The following is a 16854-nucleotide window of genomic DNA, read 5'->3' as shown; positions in this document are numbered from 1 at the left end:
TGTCGCACGGCTCCGTCGCCACCCAGATTCTCACCCCCTCCGGTAGCTTCAGCACCCCTGCACCTCCTTCACCGCGCGCAGCACCCGCTCCACCAGCTCCTGGCTGGCTCCCGCCTCCACTCGCACGCGCACCCCTCCCACCTCCACCTGCACCGCCTCTTCACGCACCCGCCCCGCCTCGCCCCGCTCGGCGGGCGCCACCTCCACGGGCACGAAGGACATGGCCGTGCGCGTACCCTCCTTCCCTTCTTGCCTCCGCGTCCAGAAGCGCAGCCTCTCGCGCGGCAACCCGTGCTTGCGCATGAAGGCCGACTGCGTGCCTCCTTCCTCCTCCCAGGCTCTCACCACCTCCGCTGCTACCTCCGGTTGGGCCGCATGTGCCCGCAGTGTGACCCTCCAGCGGACTTCGGTATGCTGCTCGCTGGCCGTGAAGCCCTCGGTGGGCTCCTCGCCTCCATCACGTCGGGCCTGCTCCGATTCGATGAGCTTCCGGGCCTGGTCCTTGTCGCGGTACTTCTTGCCCTGCACCGTGTAGACCGTCTCGCGCCGTGTCGTCTGGTGCTTGCCCCCGATGGTGAGCGTGAATTCGGAGACCTCGGACACGTCCGTGTCCGCCAGCAGATCCACGTCGGGAAAGGGGAAGGCGACCAGGGTCTTGATGGGCTTGGGCGTCAGGTTCTCGAAGGTGTAGCGCACGCGGATGCGCTTCGTCGACACGAAGAGATCCTCGCTCGCCATGCGGATGTTCTCGGACTTGAGGAGCTTGAGCCCCTCGTTGGAGTAGCCCGCGGTGGAGCTGTTGGCGAAGGCGGGCAGGGGAACAAGGCACAGGAGGGCCAGCGACAGCAGACGTTTCATGGAGAATCCCTGGAGGCAAGCCGAAGTTCGACCCGGCCTTCAGCACCGTCACCATCGAGATTACGCCCACGGCCACCGGCTGCGAGCTCAGCCTGACCCAGTCCGGCGTGCCGGAGGAGTGGAAGAACGAGGTGCCCAAGGGCTGGACGATGATCCTGGAAGGGCTCGCCGGGGTGCTGAGACCCCGGACATAGAGGTTGGACACCTCCGGCGTGGAGCCGTTGGAGGTAGAGGGGCCGGCTCAGGAACTGCAACCGTCTCAACGAGAGGCGCTGGCTCCGCCTCCGCCGTCCACCTTGTCTGGAGTCGTGGACTTCATCAGATGGAGGAGCCCCATCTCGAAGGGGGCTCCGCGGTGCTCGAGGCGCGACGTGGCGATCATCGACTCCTGCCGGGGTGCCGCCGGGTCATCCGCATCCGAGGCGACGACCGTCAGGTTGACGAGTCCCTTGCGAATGTCGCGATCATCGAACTCGTCCGCGTAGTTTTCCGACGCGCCGATGAGTTCGAGCGGAAAACGGGCTTCGATCGTGTAGCCGGTCGCGGTCTTGCGCCAGGCGGCCGTCACCTCCGGCAGGTCGCCCTCGTCCGGGAACCAGCGCAACACCTGCACCTTGTTGGTTCCCCGGATGGGCACCAGGCCCAGCTGAAAGGTCTTCTCCGGATCGGGTTCCAGGCGCGGTGTGAGCTCTCCGTCCCATGTTGGGCCCGCGCGATCCAGCCAGAGCTCCACATGGTCGTAGCGGACGCCGTTCTTCCCTGGGGGCGCGAGCACGACGACATCGTCGGTGAGCTCGATCAACAGATACAGGAAGCCGTCATCCCACAGCGCACGCACGGAGTAGGAGAGATCCGCGTCCGTCTCGACGATGCTCCGCTGGAGGAGGATGTGGCGTGCTCTTCCCACGGGGAGTTGCGGTGCCTGCCGCCAGGCGGCCTCCCGACCATTCCCATCGAGCTTGATCGAGCCCTTCCGGGGCATCGCGTAGACATTGAAGAACTCCGCCCACTGTCCCCCTGAATCACCATCGCGAGAGACCGTTCGCGACGAATCGCCGACGCCGTTCTTGTAGTCCGTGATGAGCTCTCCCCCCACTTCGGAGGTGCGGTCGAGGATTCCCTTCTGCTCGCGCACCAGCAGGAAGCGTGACCCGGCTCGCTCGAAGCGGTACTCGTATGTCCAGGTCGTTCTACTGCCGCCGCTCTCACTGACTTTGAAGACGGCCGGAGGACCTGCGTCCGCCATCAGTTCGAGTTGGATGGGCATTGTCCCGCCACAGTACGGGCAATGGAGGATGGGAGCATCGAGGGCGGGAGGTGCGCCGGCCGGAGCGCTGCTGAGCACCACGACGGCGCGCTGCGGATCCTCGTCTCCCCGGCGAGTGACGCAGGCGAGGTCCGGTATCCCATCTCCGTCGAGATCCAGCCCTGTTCCCTTCGCACACTCGACGACCTCGTCCTGGGGAGGGAGTTTCGGTGCACGGCCTCCTGACGCCGAGGCGGGAGACAAACCGAACAAGAGCACCGGCAGCAGGTATCTGAGTACGCCTCGCATGGTCAGCTCCAGTCGATCAGGACACGCTTGGCGTTGTAGAAGAATTCCAGCCGCTCGCTCAGGCCGTTCTCGCCACCATTGATCACGTGGGTCACGTCTTTGACGCACTCATCATCGGCGCGGGTTGCGATCGTGTTCAGATCCTTGTTGTCATTGTAGCGCCAGAACCATCCCGCAGCATCGCACGCCAGCTGCGGATCGGTGGCCACGCGCGACGGGTCCGCGGTCAGGTCCTCGCCGATGTAGGCCCCATACTTCGAGTAGTTGAATCGACCTGTCAGTTGGATCAGTCCACGTCCCTTGAACTTCTTCCCGTCGTCGGGCCGGACATTGTTCAGGTCGAAGCGGGCCTCATACAGCTCTCCGGACGCATCCTCCACCGCACACCGGAGCGATGCGCTCTCATGTGCGAGCTGCGCCAGGAAATGTGCCTGGAGGAGGGGCGTGTTGAGCTCGTAGCGCTCCATCGTCACATTGAGCCAGCCGATGTACCTGGCGATATTGGCATTGGTCGCCCTCGGGATGATCCGTTTGAGTTGGTCCGCGGTGACCCCGCGCATCTTTCTCCACTGCGCGAGCACATTGATGGGGTGCCAGTGCCAGACCTTCGGGGAAGAGGGGGCCGTTCGGTCCCCCGCGAAGGCCGCACTCCAGAACTCGAGCTTCTTGATGTAGTCCAGCGTCGCTTGGTAGTCGGCATCATCCAGGAGCCAGGGCGATGCCTTCAACCGATTGAACTTCCGCTCCCAGTCTCCCCCGGAGGCCCACTCGCTGGGGTGCTGGCAGATGAGCTTGCGAAGCTTTCCTTTGACCTTCTCATCGGTGAGCGCCTTCTTGATGGCCCTGGGCGTGGGGAAGCCCTTCTTGGTGGCCTCTCCGTCCCTCGCGGCCCCACGCTCATCCTTCTCGAGGAGGTTCATGAGCGTCGGCACATCACACAGGCCGTCGTCGCTGAAGCGGGCCTCGGCGCCCTCCTCCTCGAGCTTCTGCCAGCCCTCCCAATCGTAGGCGGAGACCGCGGTGACACCGGGGTACACGAACTTGCGATCGGCCGAGTTGATGTGGAGGTTGATCCATCCGCGCTTGCCGGGGTCGTACTCAACCTCGTGCCAACCCTCTCCTTTCTGGGTGCAGACCGCGGGCACGGTCGTCGCCTCGAACTCAATGGGTGAGGTGTTCACGCCCGCGTTGACGGTGAACGCGCTGTCGGGATCATCCGTCAGCGCTTCCGTCAGGGCCTTCCGCGTTTCCACCGAGGCTTTGCGGATGACCTTGAAGTCCGCGGCCGTGTACCAACCATGGCAGCGCTCCGCGTCCTCGGTGACAATGACCTTGAGCCTCGCGAAGGCTCCGGCCTGTTTCTCGACAATCACGGCGTCGCCTCGCTTCGCCGTGATCTTCACCTCCTCGGGTGGGTCCGCGGGTCTGTCCCGGAGGACCCATCGGCGCTCCGAGGCAAGGGTGCACTTGCCCGCGCGCACTTCGCCCAACTCCGCCTTGGGCCACCAGCCGCTATTGCCGTGATGGGAGATCTGCAGGTACGGAGTCCCGGCAATCGTGGCCTCCTGCGTCATGTTGACCTCGGCACCCGCCGGTGCGGCGAGCTCTATCTGTCGGGGTTCCGCGCGGAGCAGGCTCGACAGGTCGGCTTCGAGTCGGAAATGAGTGGGGGCGGGGAGGGCGTGTTTCCTCAGCTCGCGGGTTGCCTTCCAGCCCACGATGTCAGTCCCATGTTTCCGGACCTTCTTGTACTCGCGTGTCGCCACGCCGTCGTTTCCGAGGTACTGGAGCGCTGTGCCGGCTGCCGCATCGATGCGAAGGATGTCCTTCTCCTTCTCCGTGTCCGAGTCCTTGCGCGGCTTTTTGCTCAAGAGCGTCTGGAGCGCACGGGTGAGCACGAACTGATTTCTCAGCGCTGGGCCCAATTCGGCCTTCCTCGCCCAGGCCGCGACCTCCGCCGCGGCTGCGTTGCGGAAGGTCACCTGAACCCACGCCTCGTTCGACGTGGTCTCCTCACCCGCGTCCTCGAACTCCGAGCCGGCGGGCACGGTGCGGCCCGTTCGCATTTCCTCGAGAGTGGTGGGGGCCGCGGGGAGAAAGGGCACGGCCGAGGCGGATTTGTAGACGTGCTTGAGGGGATCGAGGCTCCCCAGGAGTGACTTCGGTGTCCACCCGGTCTCCCTGTTGAGGCGGACCTTGCGGAAGACCTCGGGAATCTGCTGCTCGGCGTCGTGCCGGACATACCGTCCGGCGTCGAGCACGACGACGTCGGCCGCTGCTGGGGGGGTGATCCAGTCGGTGGGTTTGCGGGCGACCGCGGAGGGGACGGCATCCGCCGGGCAGTACGCCTGCGCATAGAAGTCGCCGAGCTCATGCTCCCGTGCCCACCCGTCGATGACGGTTCTCTTCGTGCCTTCCGTCTTCTGGTAGCGGACGTTCTTGTATGTCTCTCCGACGTCTCTCGTGGTCACCTCCTCAAGGTAATCGCCGCGGCCCGCTCGCGGGTCCAGGGTTGCCACCTCGGGCTCCTTGCACCAGCAGGCTGGGGCTTCTTCGAGCAGCGGACCCGGGGGCTCTTGGAGCGTATACCCCTTGTCGAAGAACTCCCCGAGCTCGCTGATGCGTTTCCAGCCGACGACCTCATGTCGGAAGTACCGCGCGTGCCCGGACCCCGGGTTCTGCCGGACCAATTGCATCGCGTCCTTGGCCCGGAGGTCCACGACGACCTTGGGATGCAGGGCGCCGGGAGCGCTCTGGCGGAGCTTGAAGGTGGTGCCGGCAGGGAGCCGGAACTTCGTTCCGAACCAGTGCTCGTTGTGGGGATTCTTCGCGAACTCGGGATCGGTGGTGAAGAGCTCGAAGTGGGCGAGGTTGTTCGCCGACGGGGCAGGGGGCGCGGGCGCTTCGTCGAACTCGCGCAGGAATGTGCCGGCGTAGCCGAGTGGAGTGCCGCGCTCGAGCTCGACGGCCCTCGACGGTACGACCACGTCGTCGAACTTCTCGGGCTCGATGATGGCCCAATCGAGCTCCATCGTCGTTTCGTCCACGAAGATGAAGCCGCCATCCTCCAGCTCGTAGAACTTCCGGTCGGGCCGCTTGACGGCGAGCGGATCCTTGAATCGGGGGAACTCTCCCTTGGGGAGGATGCGGAGGACGGGGGCGTCATTGTTGCCCTTCTCCCGGACCGCGAGCCCCAGCTTCGCCCTGTCCGCGGGCGCATCATCGCCACCGGTGAGCCGGATGTTCGCCGCCAGGGCCGCGTCCTTCAGGTCCGCATAGCCCTGGATGGCGCCGTAGGCCACCTTGAAGAGCGCGTCCTTCCGGACGTGCCGGCTCCAGGAAGCATGAGAAGGGCTCTCCCGGGATGCTTGGAACATCGCATTCGCCGGGATGTCTCCCACTTTCTGACTGGCGTCATCGGCACGCCAGACCGGAATGAGCGCGGTGGCAATCCATTGCGTCGAGGCTCGCTCTTCGCGCGAGTTGCTCCGGTCGATCTTCGCCCAGCCCTCGAGCCCGTTCCAGCGGACCTTCACGAAGCCTCTGGACTCCCGAGTGGTCGTCCAGTGTCCCGCCGGTGCGGCCCCCGGAACCGGAACGACCAGCGCGCCCCGAGGGATGACTCCCACGAGGATCGACGACGAGGCGTCGCTCCGGACGTTGACGCCACGGCCGTCTCGATCCGTCTTGATCTTCTTCGGGTGTCGCTCGGCGAGAAAACGCGGGGGAAGCAGGGCGGGATTGTTGCGATAGGCGGCCCAGGGGAGCACGTGCATCAGCAGCGAGTAGAAGGTCGCCTTGTGGCCCAGCGGCGTCTGCACCTCGTGGCGGAGCAGTACGAAGCCGCTGGAGTACTCCATCTTGGCTCCACCGACCTCCGCCACGAGTGGATCCTTGTTGATACGGTAGGCAACGAGGACGCCGTCCCGTATGGCGATGAGGGGTTTCTCGGTACGAAGGTGTACGCCCCCGTGCCAGAAGCCGTTATCACCCACGGGGAAGAAGCCATCAGGCCCCGTCTCGTTGCCGCTGAAGAGCGGGTCCTCGGATGTCACTCCTTCAATAGGAAAGTTCACGTCCACGGCTATCCCCCCTCTTTCTGCTCTCGGCGACGCGAGACGGCGTACCTGCCACGAGGATGACGAGGTCCGGGAACCTTCAACCGACGTAGGCAGATGCCTTGTCAGCATATTCCCGGAAGCGGCTTTCCGTCACCGCACCTGCTCCGGGTGTGCCCCAAACCGTTGGGGGAGCGAGGAGGTTCCGCACGGTGAGAGGCTGGCAGAGGGTGGATCCTCCTGCGTGGGCCGCTGCTCCGCCCAGGAACTGCAGCTCACCACGAGGTGGCGGCCCCAGGTGGGCGGAGGCTGGGCGGAGGCCTCGTGCTCGGGGTGCTCGGAGAAGGGGTCCTCGAGGAGCGCGCGCAGGCGGTCCACCTCGCGGAAGTCGCCGGCCTGGGCGCGCTTGATGGCCGTCTGCGCCAGGTAGTTGCGCAGTAAGCCTCCGATTCAGCCCAGGGTGTCGGCCATCATCGGAGGCTTACAGCGCTTCATCCGCCAGGCAATGCGGCCATCCTCCGCTCGCGACAAACGCTCTAGCGCCAGCGCGCCGCGCGCCTCGTAGCGGCACAGCCGCTCTAGCCCCTGCCTGTCGTGGGCATGCAGGTGCGTGTTGGCGTGCAGGGAGAAGCCCTCCAGCAAGGCGCACCGGGGCTGCTTGCGGGGAGGAGGTCGGACGTCCAGCCACGCCGCGTGGTGTTGAGGCTTACGCCGCCACAGAGCCAACAGGCCCAGTCCCCTACCGCGCACCCCATGGGAGGGCGGCCTGGGCAGGCGTGTACCCCAAGCGGGCTGCGCGGCCTCTCCACCGACCGGGCTCACTGCTCGGGCGGCCCCTGTCAGCGGCCCTCCTCGGCCCCTCTGCACCCTCCCTCCCCCTCAACAGGGCCCCCATCCCTCTATGCGCGACGAGCTCGGAGAAGTCGCAGCACCAGAACCGCGCCCGCGCCGAGGCCCGCAAGAGCCAGGTCGGCAGCGGCGACCGTTCCGAGCGCATCCGCACCTACAACTTCCCGCAGGGCCGGGTGACCGACCACCGGATCAACCTGACCCTCTACAACCTGGCCAAGGTGATCGAGGGCGAAGCCCTGGACGACGTGATCAACCCGCTGATCGCCGAGGACCAGGCCGCTCGTCTGGCCAGCCTGGAAGAGGACGGCTTCTAGGCTTCCTCGCCGCCGTCTTCGCGGGCCGAGGGACGCCCGCACGCCTCCTGCACGCAACGGCGCATCCAGCGATGGGCGGGGTCGCCCTCCTGCCTCGGATGCCAGAGCAGCGACACCGTGACCTCCGGCGCGGGGAAGGGTAGGGCGAAACTGCGCAGGCCGGCGCGCAGGCTTTCGGTGTGCCGCTCGGGCACGCTGGCGATCAGGTCGGAGGCGCGCGCCAGCGCCAGGGCGGCGGAAAAGCCGCCGACGATGACGGCGACGTCCCGCCGCAGCCCCAGCGGCTTCAGGGCCTCGTCGATCGGGCCATGGTCGAGGCCTCGCCGCGAGACGAAGACGTGCCGGCCGGCGGCGTAGCGCGCGGGCGTGAGCTTGCCCTTGGTCAGCGGGTGGCCCGGCCGCACGACCCCGACGAAGCGGTCGCGAAACAGCGCCTGGGCCCGCACCTCCGGACCCGTCGTCTTGCCCACCACGCCGGTTTCCAGGTCGACGCTCCCGTCGCGGAGCGAGGCGCTGTCCTTGTCCGCCTTCTGCACGAAGCGCAGGCGCACGCCGGGCGCGTCCCGGGCAACCCGGGCGACGAGGTCGGCCCCGAAGCTCTCCACGAAGCCCTCGCTGGCGCGTAGCGTGAAGGTCCGGACCAGCGTGTCGAGGTCGAGCCCGTTGACGGGGCGCAGGACCGCCTCGGCGTCCTGCACCAGTTGGTTGACGCGCTCGCGCAGCTCCAGCGCCCGGGGCGTGGGCACGAGGCCGCGCCCGGCCCGGACCAGCAGCGGGTCGCCGGTCGTCTCCCGCAGGCGCGCCAGGGCTCGGCTCATGGCCGAGGGGCTGAGCCGCAGCCGTCGGGCGGCGCGCGCGACGCTGCCCTCGGACAGCAGCACGTCGAGGGTGACCAGCAGGTTCAGATCGGGCGTCGACATGCTCCGACCCTAGCGCGACCTGGTTCTGATGTGGCGTCAGGCGCACGAATACAGTGCGATCGGTGCGCGTTCCGCCATGCCAGGCCGCTGGCTACCTTCGGCTCGAAATCTGGGACGGACGGTCCCGAACCGAAGGGAAGAACGATGGCGCACAATTCTCTCGAAGCGTTTGTCGACGGCGTGCAGGCGGCCTGGGGGCCGCTGTCCACCGAGGTGGTGGCGGACTGCCGCCGGCTTCTGGAAGAGCTTCTGCGGGCTCCCGCCTCGGAAGCCTGGCTGGCGTCGCTGCACGAGGACGCTCCCGCCAGCCGGGAGCTGTACCGGGACCGCGAGCACGGGTTCGTGCTCCTGGCGCACGCCGAGCAGGCCGGCCTCTACCGGCCGCCGCACGACCACGGGCGGGGCTGGGTGATCTACGCGATCCAGCGGGGGGAGGTCGAAATGGGGACCTACGCCCGGGTCGAGGATCCGGACGGCCGGCCTCGGCTGGTGAAGCGCGACGCCACCCTGGTGCGCCCCGGCGAGGTCAAGGTCTACCTGCCCGGCGACATCCACGACACGCTGTGCGTGACCGGGCCGGCGCTGGTGTACCGCTTCACCGAACGCGACCTGCGCAAGGAGGATCGGGAAGAGGGCCGGGTGACCCGCTACGTCGAGCGCGACGGCGTCTGGACCGTGGGGGCGGCATGACCGCGCTTCCCGCCCAGGCCGAGGCGGACGCCGAGCCGCAGGGCGTCTGGCGCGCGGCCGCGATCGCCGCCGTGCTGGCCGCCATGGGGATGGTGGTGCTGAACGCGGCCGTCGCCAACGTGGCGCTGCCGACGATCGCGCGGTCGCTGCAGGTGACGCCCGCCCTGTCGGTACGGGTCGTCATCGCCTATCAGACGGCGCTGGTGATGGCCCTGCTGCCCTGCGCCGCGCTGGGGGAGAGCCTGGGCTATCGCCGGGTGTTCACCGGCGGCGTCGCGCTCTTCACGGCCGCCTCGGCGCTGTGCGCCCTGGCGCCGTCCCTGGCGTGGCTGGTCGCGGCCCGCTTCCTCCAGGGCCTGGGCGGAGCCGGTGTCATGGCGTTGGGCGTCGCCCTGCTGCGCTTCACCGTCCCGCACGGGCAACTGGGCGCGGCCATCGGCTGGAACGCCCTGACCGTCGCCCTGTCCTCGGCGGCCGGCCCGACGGTCGGGGCGGCGATCTTGTCGGTCGGAAGCTGGCCCTGGCTGTTCGCCGTGAACCTGCCCCTCGGCGTGGCGGTGGTGGCGCTCGCCGGCCGGGCGCTGCCGCGCGTGGCCGGCACGGGGCGGCCGCTGGACCTGCTGAGCGTGGCCCTGAACGCCGGCGGCTTCGCGGCGCTGGTCGTCGGCGCCGAGCTGGCGCCGGAGCGGCCGGCGCTGGCCGTCGCCCTGCTGGTCGCGGCCGTCCTCGGCCTGGCGGCCCTGGTCCGGCGGGAAGCGCCCAGGAGCGCGCCGCTGATCCCGCTCGACCTGCTCCGCGCGGCGTCGTTTCGCCTGTCGGTGATCGCCTCGGTCTGCTGTTTCGCGGGGCAGGCGGCCGGCATGGTGGCGCTGCCCTTCTACCTGCAGCACGCCTTGGGGCGTGGCGCCCTGGCGACCGGGCTCTACATCACGCCCTGGCCGCTGACCGTGGCCGTCGCGGCTCCGATCGCGGGACGCCTGGCCAACCGCGTTCCGACGGGCTGGCTGTGCGCGGCGGGTGGCGCGTGCCTTTCGACAGGGCTGGCGGCCGCCGCGCTCTGGCCGCTGAGGGGCGATCCGCGGCCGCTGGTCCCGATCGTCATGCTGTGCGGCCTGGGCTTCGGCCTCTTCCAGACGCCCAATAACCGCAACATGTTCCTGGCGGCCCCGCGCGAGCGCAGCGGCGCGGCGGGCGGCCTGCAGGGAACGGCCCGGCTGGCGGGCCAGACTTTGGGCGCGGTCGTCATGACCCTGCTCTTCGCCCTGGCGCCGGTCGACGCGGCGCCGCGGATCGGCCTGGGGATCGGGGCCGTGCTGGCCCTGGCGGCCGGTCTGGTCAGCGCCGGGCGCGGCGGATCGTGAGCATCCACGAGAGCGGTGCCTGGTCTTACGGCTTCCCTGCGGCGACGAGCACGCGTATCTGGTCGGCGAACTGCACCTCGATCTTCTTGTCGCGTTTGCCGACCACTGTGCCAATGCCGAAGGTGGGGTGCTCGATGGTATCGCCGAGCTCGAAATGCCCCTTCGCCGAGTACTTCCTCGTGCTGCCGCGCGAAGCAAACGTCGAGTCGATGCTGGGCTCCGGAGGGGACAGGAAGTGGATGCGAAGCTTCACCACCTCTCCGCCCACTTCTCCGCCGAACACCGGGTAGAAGCCATCACCCTGCCCTGTATGGGCGACACCACTGCGGCCCGCGCGCACTCCCTCTTCGCCGCTCTCGACCCATTCGGGGCAGCGTGCGTCGAAGACTCCTGCCATGCCACTGTCGATGCCGATCGTGCCGAGCTCCGTGGTTGCAAAAACGTCGAAACCGTCCTCGTGAATCGTTGCGAGCTCAGCCGTGTATCCAGCATCGTCAGCGGTGCCCGGGCGCAGATAGAGATGCCAGCGTCCTGGGCGCACCTTGAGCTTCAGCGACAGCGGCAGCACGGCATCGGCGGGGTGGGGCTTGCGATTCCTGTAGCAAGGATCGCTGACCGTCACCTTGCCGTCGGTTTCGAACGCGCCGAGGTATTCCCAGCGGGCGATGGTGCGTGGCGGCTCGAGCGGAAAACGGCCGGCACGCACAGCGGCGAGCAGCGTGCGCGCGGAGACCCCGACTGCCTGTCCCAGCTCGGAGAAGAACGCGTTGCGCCTCCACTCGGCGGTTCTGCGCAACTCCTCGTCGAGCGTCTCCTGCGCAAAGAGTGCACGTGCTTGCAGCGGCAGTTCCTGACGTGGGTCATCAAGAGGTTCATCCGCCGCCGGCAGTTCGCCGTCGGTGCGCCGCTGCACGAGCGAGTCGATCAGCGTGTGCGCCACATCGGCCGAGACCGCAGGGCGCCACCTCGCGTGCTGGCGATCGATGCGCTGCGCGCGACCCTTGAAGTCTCGCCCTCGCGAAGCGAAGCGCCCGTGCGCCGAGAGCACTACACCGCAGCCGCCCACGACAATGGGCACCCCGAGCGGCAGATTCGTCTCCACTGGAGGCGCCTCGGGTCCATCGGTGCTGGCGCTCCAGAGGTAGAGCATGTTCTTCTCTGCGGTAGCCGCCCCCTGCGCCACCGCCCCCAGCACTTGCGGGTTGTAGTCGTGTTCAAGCTCGACCACCCCGGTCTCTGCCTGCCACCACAGCGCGGCGTGTCCCGAGCTCGCGCTGGCGACGATGCCACCACCGAGCGCGCAGGCGCCGGTCAAGTAGCCGGGCAATCCGAGCTCGGCAAGCTTGCCACTGCCCGAGTCCAGCACCCACGCCTTGGGCGTTTCCCACGAGCCAACGACCGCGCGCGTCCCAATCACATAGGGCTTGGCGGTGCTGGATGGAGCGTTCCATGTCCACGCGACGCCGCCTGGCTTGCACATCACCCATGAGCGCTCGTCGCTGATCAGCACGCCGTCGCCCCAGGGGGTGAGGCTCTTGCCCGGAGCCTTGAAGCGCTCAACCTCGCGCAGTTCGGAGTCGAAGAACGCGACGTGCCCATCGGTCAACAGCGCGAGGAACTGGCCGCACGCGGCGGCCGCGCTGCAGTTGAGCTCGCGGCGAAGGTGTCAGGCACTTCGTACGGCCTTCGCCCGGGGACTTGTCCATGGGGGCGCAATCGCCGGTCCACGGACTGGACTCGGCGCGCGTGAGCGTGGTGCGGTCCTCCCATGCACACCACCGGGAAGCCCCGCGCACCCGCGGGAGACCTGAGCACCTTCATGCGAGAGGTCTTCATCCACGAGGGCGTCTCGCACGACGTCTTCCGCAAGGGTCATGGGCCGGCAGTGTTGGTCATGGCCGATATGCCGGGTATCTCTCCCCAATTACTGGGGTTCGCGGACCGGGTGGTCGCGCTGGGCTGCACCGCGGTCCTGCCCGACCTCTTCGGCACCGCCGGGCGTGACCCGCTCGTCGGGGGCGTGGGTACGGTGCTCTATGGACTCTCGACGATGGCGCGGGCCTGTATCAGCCGGGAGTTCACGGTCCTCGCCACGGGCCGCTCCTCCCCCATCGTCACGTGGTTGCGGGCACTCGCCGCGCAGGAGCATGGACGCTGCGGGGGGCCGGGAGTCGGCGTGGTGGGAATGTGCTTCACGGGCGGCTTCGCGCTCGCCATGGCCGTCGATCCGCGGGTACTCGCCCCGGTGCTGTCACAGCCCTCGCTCCCCCTCGCATTCACGAAGCGGCAACGGCGGTCGATCGACTGCGAGCCTGCCACGCTCGAGGCCGTCGCTGGCCGCTGCGCCGCCGAGGGACTGAGGGTGCTCGGCCTGCGCTTCAAGGGAGACCCATTCGTCCCCGATGAGCGCTTCGACTTCCTCCGGGAGCGGCTCGGCGAGGGGTTCGTGGCCGTCGAGCTCGCACAGGCGGACGGTCATCCCGAGGGGCCGCTTCCGGTACACCACGGCGTGCTCACCGTCGACTTCGTCGATGCCCCGGGCGAGCCCACTCACGCGGCGCTCGAGCAGGTGCTCACGTTGTTCCGAACCCGGCTGCTCGCGGGCTGACCGGCCAGAGCCGCCAGGGCCTTGCGCGACGAAGGTGTCAGGCACTTCGTACCGGCACTTCGTACCGCGACATGACCGCACGCCTCCCTCTCTCGATGGGTGCCCCACGGTTTCCCGGGAGCCAAGTGTCATCGGTACATGAAGAGGGAGGCCGCCACCCGACATGGCGTCACTGCTTCGACTGGAGCAGCAGCGGGGCCGGGTTCACTGGCCCGAGCCGAGCAGGATGGTCTGAAGTGACCAGATGTTGGGCCAGGCAGAAGGATGGCCGAACCGCGGCATGCAGTACGGCGGCGAATTCCTGCTCACGTAGGCGTTGTTCGCACAGAATGCAGCCAACGTCTGGTGCTGGCCAACGTGCCCGAGCATCCAGTTGTGGATGAAGCTGCCGGGCGCGCCGAGGCCATTGGGATATGCAAACAGGTCGGGCCACACCCCTATCTTCCCCTGGATGTACGCAGCGGCGCTGGCGACCTCGGTGAATGCCTGTGCATCGCTCGTCATCCGGTAGAAGTTGTCCCTGCCCGGAGCACCCATCACCGGTATATAGGTGCTGAGGGCATAGTCCCAGTAGGAGCCCTGGATATGGCTATTGTCGTGGTCGGTTGAGTGGTTGTAGACCTCCATGATTCCCGAGTTTTGCGCCTCGGCCCACCACCAGTCTCCCATCGGCAGCCCCGTCGCGTAGGACATCACGCTGCGGGCGACGGGCGAAGCGATGACGAAGGAGGATGCATGGGGCGAGTACCACGGGAGTCCCGGTGTATTCGCCTTGAACTCCTGGAGGACGCGCCTGAAGCTCTTCAAGGTGCCACAGTTGGGATGGGCCCAGTCGACCCAGTCATAGTCGGCGCCATCGTCGAAGCTGATGGCGACCACTTTATTGGGCAGGGTGCTGCCATCGCGTAGGCCGCGAGCCCACTCGGCGACCCAATAGAGAGGGACGACCGTGAACCCGGCGGCACGGATCGTCTGCAGGTCCTGCTCCAGCGCGATCGCAGCGGTATTCGCATACGTGCAGGGAATGCCAGCTCCGCCCGTTTGATGCGAGTGGTAATACAGCACCGGAACCTGAGCATTGTTCGGCAGCGCCTGGGCAGAAAGAGGCGCGGTGACCATCGCCAGGAACGAAGCCGCTGCGGACACGACGTGGGTGATGTGTTTCCAATCCATGATGTTGCTCCTTGTGCAAGGATTCAAAAGCTCCGCCGGAGACGCGGGCCTTCCCTGCCGCCGGAAGCATAGAGGCTCACGCTCTGCGTTTCGATGAGCCCCGAGAGGGAGGCACCGGTGCTGCGCACCCACCCGTGCCAGCTCGCGGAGCGCGCTGAAGTCCGCTCATCTCCTCGAAGAACAAGAGGCCCTGGTGCTCGGCGTGAGCTTCCTCTCCAACCCGTCGGTGGTCATCGCCGAGGAGCTGCGCAGGCGCCTGTTCGGAGAGCACCCGCGCGTGCAGCCTCGACGTCAGTATTCCTTCAACAGAGCGCCGGCCGTCGTGAGGCCGAGCTTCTTGAACAGCGCCGAGAGCTTTGCCTTCGGGATCAGCTTCTTGGCGGCCGCCTCGACGCGGAGGAGTGAAAAGGCGAGCTCATCGAGTGACGTGAATGCCGGCGCGACGGAGCCTTCCTCGTGCGCGTAGCGGACGACTTCTCCCGTGGTGACATCGAGGAGAAACATCTCGCCGGAGCCGTCACTCGCAATGCCGACGTACTTGTCGTCGTTTGCTCCGTACAGCTCCTCCTTCTTGCAGTCGAAGCCATAGCTGTCGAAGTCGAACGCGACGGTCATCGACGGCACGCCACCGCCGGTCACCGCGTCGTCGAGCGCGCGACCCGCAGGCACGAGGCGAACCTTCTCGCTGCTGGGTTTCGACACGCGGCGCTCCTTCGGGAAGAAGCGCGCCGCGTCCGCCGCGAAGTCGCCGCGCTCGATGTAGCCGGTGAGGGTATTCGCCTCGACGGTCTCTCCCCACTCGGTGACCTTGGTCGGACTCGCGTCGAGGGGCGTGCCGTCCTTGGCAAAGAACGTCGTGCTCTTCAGCTTGCCCTTGACGAAGACAGCCGTCAGGCGGTGGGGCCACGGCTTGGGAACCTTGAAGACCTTGGGCAGCAGCGTGGTGCTGGCGTGCTCGAACAGCGCACCGTTGGCCGGCCCGATGACCCACTCGACGACGCCGTCGAGCACGCCGTCACGGAGCTCGACCCGCAGCGTGTCCGGGAAGTCGAAGCCGACACGGAAGCGCACCTCGACCAGCGCGCCGTCCGCGAACGTTGCGATCATCGTGCTGGTCGGTCCTTTTGGCAGACCGAGCGCAGCCTGCATGGCCTCGCGTGGTGCATGCTCGGACATCTGGTGGATGCCGAGCGACCACTTGATCTCGCCGTCGAGCTTGCCATCCTTGCGTGTGGCGTCGAGCAGCAAGAGGCCCGATGGATGGATCCACAGGCGCTCACGCGCGTCGTTCGGGCCGCCGTCTCGCCATAGGTTGGCGTCGGCATCAAAGGTCGCTTCGGGAGGCACGCCCTTGGGGCGCTGGTCGCTCGTCATTGCGCCGGAATCTACACGCTCCTCCTTCGGCGAGTGCTCGTTTCAGCGTGGCAGGCGAGTGTGCCCGTGCTTGCGCCGCCGAAGGTGTCAGGCACTTCGTACGGGCCTTCATCGCCATGGCGGACCCCGCAAAGGACAACAGGCTCATCAATGAGTCTGGCTGCGGGCACCGGCGCGCCGGATGAGGTCGCGGAAAGCGATCATCGCCGGGTCGGCGTCGGTGCGCTCGTGCCACCACAGGTTGATGGTGAGGGTGAGCGGCGGCACCGGGCTCTGCACGGTGCGCAGGCCGAGCCGCGGGCCGAGGCGGGCGACGAGCGAGGCGGGAAGGGTTGCGACCAGGTCCGTGCCGGCGACCACCGCGGCGGCGGCGCTGAAGTTCGGCACGATCAACGCGATGTCACGGGTGATGCCGAGGCGGGCATAGGCGCCGGGCAGCTCCCGGTAGCCCTTACCGGGCGCCACCTGCACCTCGACGTGGCGCAGGTCGGCCAGCACGCTCTTGGAGATGCGGTCTCCGGCCAGGGGATGATCGCGGCGCGCCACCAGCACGGTGCGCTCGCGGTACAGCGGCTCGAGGTGCATGCCGGGGCCCTTTTCGCCTACCGCGACCGCGACGTCGACCTCGGTGCTGGCCAGGCCGCCGCCGGTGAGCAGGGTGTCGATGCCGACCACCCGCAGGCTGGCACGCGGCATCTCGGCGGCCATCAGCGTGGCGAGGCGAGGCAGCCGCACCACCTGGCCGGCGTCGGCGATGGCGAGCGAGAACTGGCGGGTGGTGGTGGTGGGATCGAAGGCGGTGCCGTGCACGGCGTGGTCGAGGTCGCGCAGGGCGCGGGCCAGCGCCGGTGCCAGCTCGGCGGCGCGAGGGGTGGGCACGATGCCTCGGCCGCTGCGGGTGATCAGTGGGTCGCCGAGCGAGGCACGCAAGCGGGCCAGCGAATTGCTGATGGCCGATGGCGTGACGTGGAGGCGGCGGGCGGCTCGCACCACGCTGCGTTCGGCGAGCACGGTGTCGAGCACCAGGAGCAGGTTGAGGTCGAGGGCAGCAAGGCTCACGGTTGGTGAGGATACATGTCATGAATCCTCAC

At 67.8% G+C, this 16854-nt stretch carries 14 protein-coding genes; 5 read left to right on the top strand and 9 right to left on the bottom strand.

Features of this window, described 5'->3' with window-relative positions:
* Positions 1 to 48 precede the first annotated feature (48 nt).
* Entirely contained in the window at positions 49 to 858 is an 810-nt protein-coding gene (locus DAT35_RS60580; RefSeq protein WP_233261355.1) for a DUF4424 family protein, read from the bottom strand.
* A 5-nt stretch (positions 859 to 863) separates the two neighbouring features.
* On the opposite strand from DAT35_RS60580, the gene DAT35_RS62315 reads away from it, so the two are divergent.
* Complete coding sequence (locus DAT35_RS62315; RefSeq protein ID WP_108066316.1) at positions 864 to 1052, top strand: SRPBCC domain-containing protein; 189 nt, start codon at positions 864 to 866, stop codon at positions 1050 to 1052.
* Between the two features lie 65 nt (positions 1053 to 1117).
* Here the strand turns inward: DAT35_RS62315 and DAT35_RS08185 are convergent, their stop codons facing one another.
* The 3 genes from DAT35_RS08185 to DAT35_RS08170 form a co-directional block, all read right to left on the bottom strand.
* Positions 1118 to 2413 carry a sugar-binding protein gene (locus tag DAT35_RS08185; protein WP_108066315.1) on the bottom strand — a complete coding sequence of 432 codons (1296 nt, stop codon included), beginning with the start codon at positions 2411 to 2413 and terminating at the stop codon, positions 1118 to 1120.
* Positions 2414 to 2415: 2 nt separating this feature from the next.
* Positions 2416 to 6489 (bottom strand): glycoside hydrolase family 19 protein, encoded by a 4074-nt coding sequence (locus DAT35_RS08180; protein ID WP_146209626.1) that lies wholly within the window; start codon positions 6487 to 6489, stop codon positions 2416 to 2418.
* A gap of 432 nt (positions 6490 to 6921) precedes the next feature.
* A complete protein-coding gene (locus DAT35_RS08170; protein ID WP_233261354.1) occupies positions 6922 to 7197 on the bottom strand; it encodes a transposase in 276 nt (91 codons plus the stop codon).
* Between the two features lie 50 nt (positions 7198 to 7247).
* Between DAT35_RS08170 and DAT35_RS62310 the strand changes: the two genes are divergently transcribed.
* Positions 7248 to 7637: a hypothetical protein gene (locus tag DAT35_RS62310; protein WP_199242836.1), complete on the top strand. Its 390-nt coding sequence runs from the start codon at positions 7248 to 7250 to the stop codon at positions 7635 to 7637.
* Here the strand turns inward: DAT35_RS62310 and DAT35_RS08160 are convergent.
* On the bottom strand, positions 7634 to 8557 hold the full coding sequence (locus tag DAT35_RS08160; protein WP_108066312.1) for a LysR family transcriptional regulator: 924 nt from the start codon (positions 8555 to 8557) through the stop codon (positions 7634 to 7636). The two genes, DAT35_RS62310 and DAT35_RS08160, sit on opposite strands and share 4 nt — an antisense overlap.
* 144 nt (positions 8558 to 8701) lie before the next feature.
* Here DAT35_RS08160 and DAT35_RS08155 point away from each other — a divergent pair, with 144 nt between their 5' ends.
* Both DAT35_RS08155 and DAT35_RS08150 read left to right on the top strand, forming a co-directional pair.
* Positions 8702 to 9247 (top strand): hypothetical protein, encoded by a 546-nt coding sequence (locus DAT35_RS08155; protein WP_108066311.1) that lies wholly within the window; start codon positions 8702 to 8704, stop codon positions 9245 to 9247.
* Positions 9244 to 10608, top strand: coding sequence for an MFS transporter (locus DAT35_RS08150; RefSeq protein ID WP_108066310.1), 1365 nt, complete (start codon positions 9244 to 9246; stop codon positions 10606 to 10608). The genes DAT35_RS08155 and DAT35_RS08150 overlap by 4 nt, the downstream gene beginning before the upstream one ends.
* Before the next feature lie 25 nt (positions 10609 to 10633).
* On the opposite strand, the gene DAT35_RS08145 is transcribed toward DAT35_RS08150, so the two are convergent.
* Positions 10634 to 12214: a hypothetical protein gene (locus tag DAT35_RS08145; RefSeq protein WP_108066309.1), complete on the bottom strand. Its 1581-nt coding sequence runs from the start codon at positions 12212 to 12214 to the stop codon at positions 10634 to 10636.
* Between the two features lie 162 nt (positions 12215 to 12376).
* Between DAT35_RS08145 and DAT35_RS08140 the strand changes: the two genes are divergently transcribed.
* Complete coding sequence (locus DAT35_RS08140) at positions 12377 to 13216, top strand: dienelactone hydrolase family protein (RefSeq protein WP_108066308.1); 840 nt, start codon at positions 12377 to 12379, stop codon at positions 13214 to 13216.
* Between the two features lie 204 nt (positions 13217 to 13420).
* Here the strand turns inward: DAT35_RS08140 and DAT35_RS08135 are convergent, their stop codons facing one another.
* From DAT35_RS08135 to DAT35_RS08125, 3 genes are all read right to left on the bottom strand, one after another.
* The gene (locus DAT35_RS08135; RefSeq protein ID WP_108066307.1) at positions 13421 to 14389 is read right to left on the bottom strand and encodes a polysaccharide deacetylase family protein; all 969 of its coding nucleotides are present in this window, start codon (positions 14387 to 14389) and stop codon (positions 13421 to 13423) included.
* A gap of 291 nt (positions 14390 to 14680) precedes the next feature.
* On the bottom strand, positions 14681 to 15763 hold the full coding sequence (locus DAT35_RS08130; RefSeq protein WP_108066306.1) for an SMI1/KNR4 family protein: 1083 nt from the start codon (positions 15761 to 15763) through the stop codon (positions 14681 to 14683).
* Between the two features lie 147 nt (positions 15764 to 15910).
* Positions 15911 to 16822, bottom strand: a complete 912-nt coding sequence (locus DAT35_RS08125; RefSeq protein ID WP_108066305.1) for a LysR family transcriptional regulator — start codon at positions 16820 to 16822, stop codon at positions 15911 to 15913.
* Positions 16823 to 16854: the final 32 nt, after the last annotated feature.

The sequence above is a fragment of the Vitiosangium sp. GDMCC 1.1324 genome (assembly GCF_003044305.1).
Taxonomy (GTDB): Bacteria; Myxococcota; Myxococcia; order Myxococcales; family Myxococcaceae; genus Archangium.
This window is presented reverse-complemented; position numbering and strand designations above follow the sequence as displayed.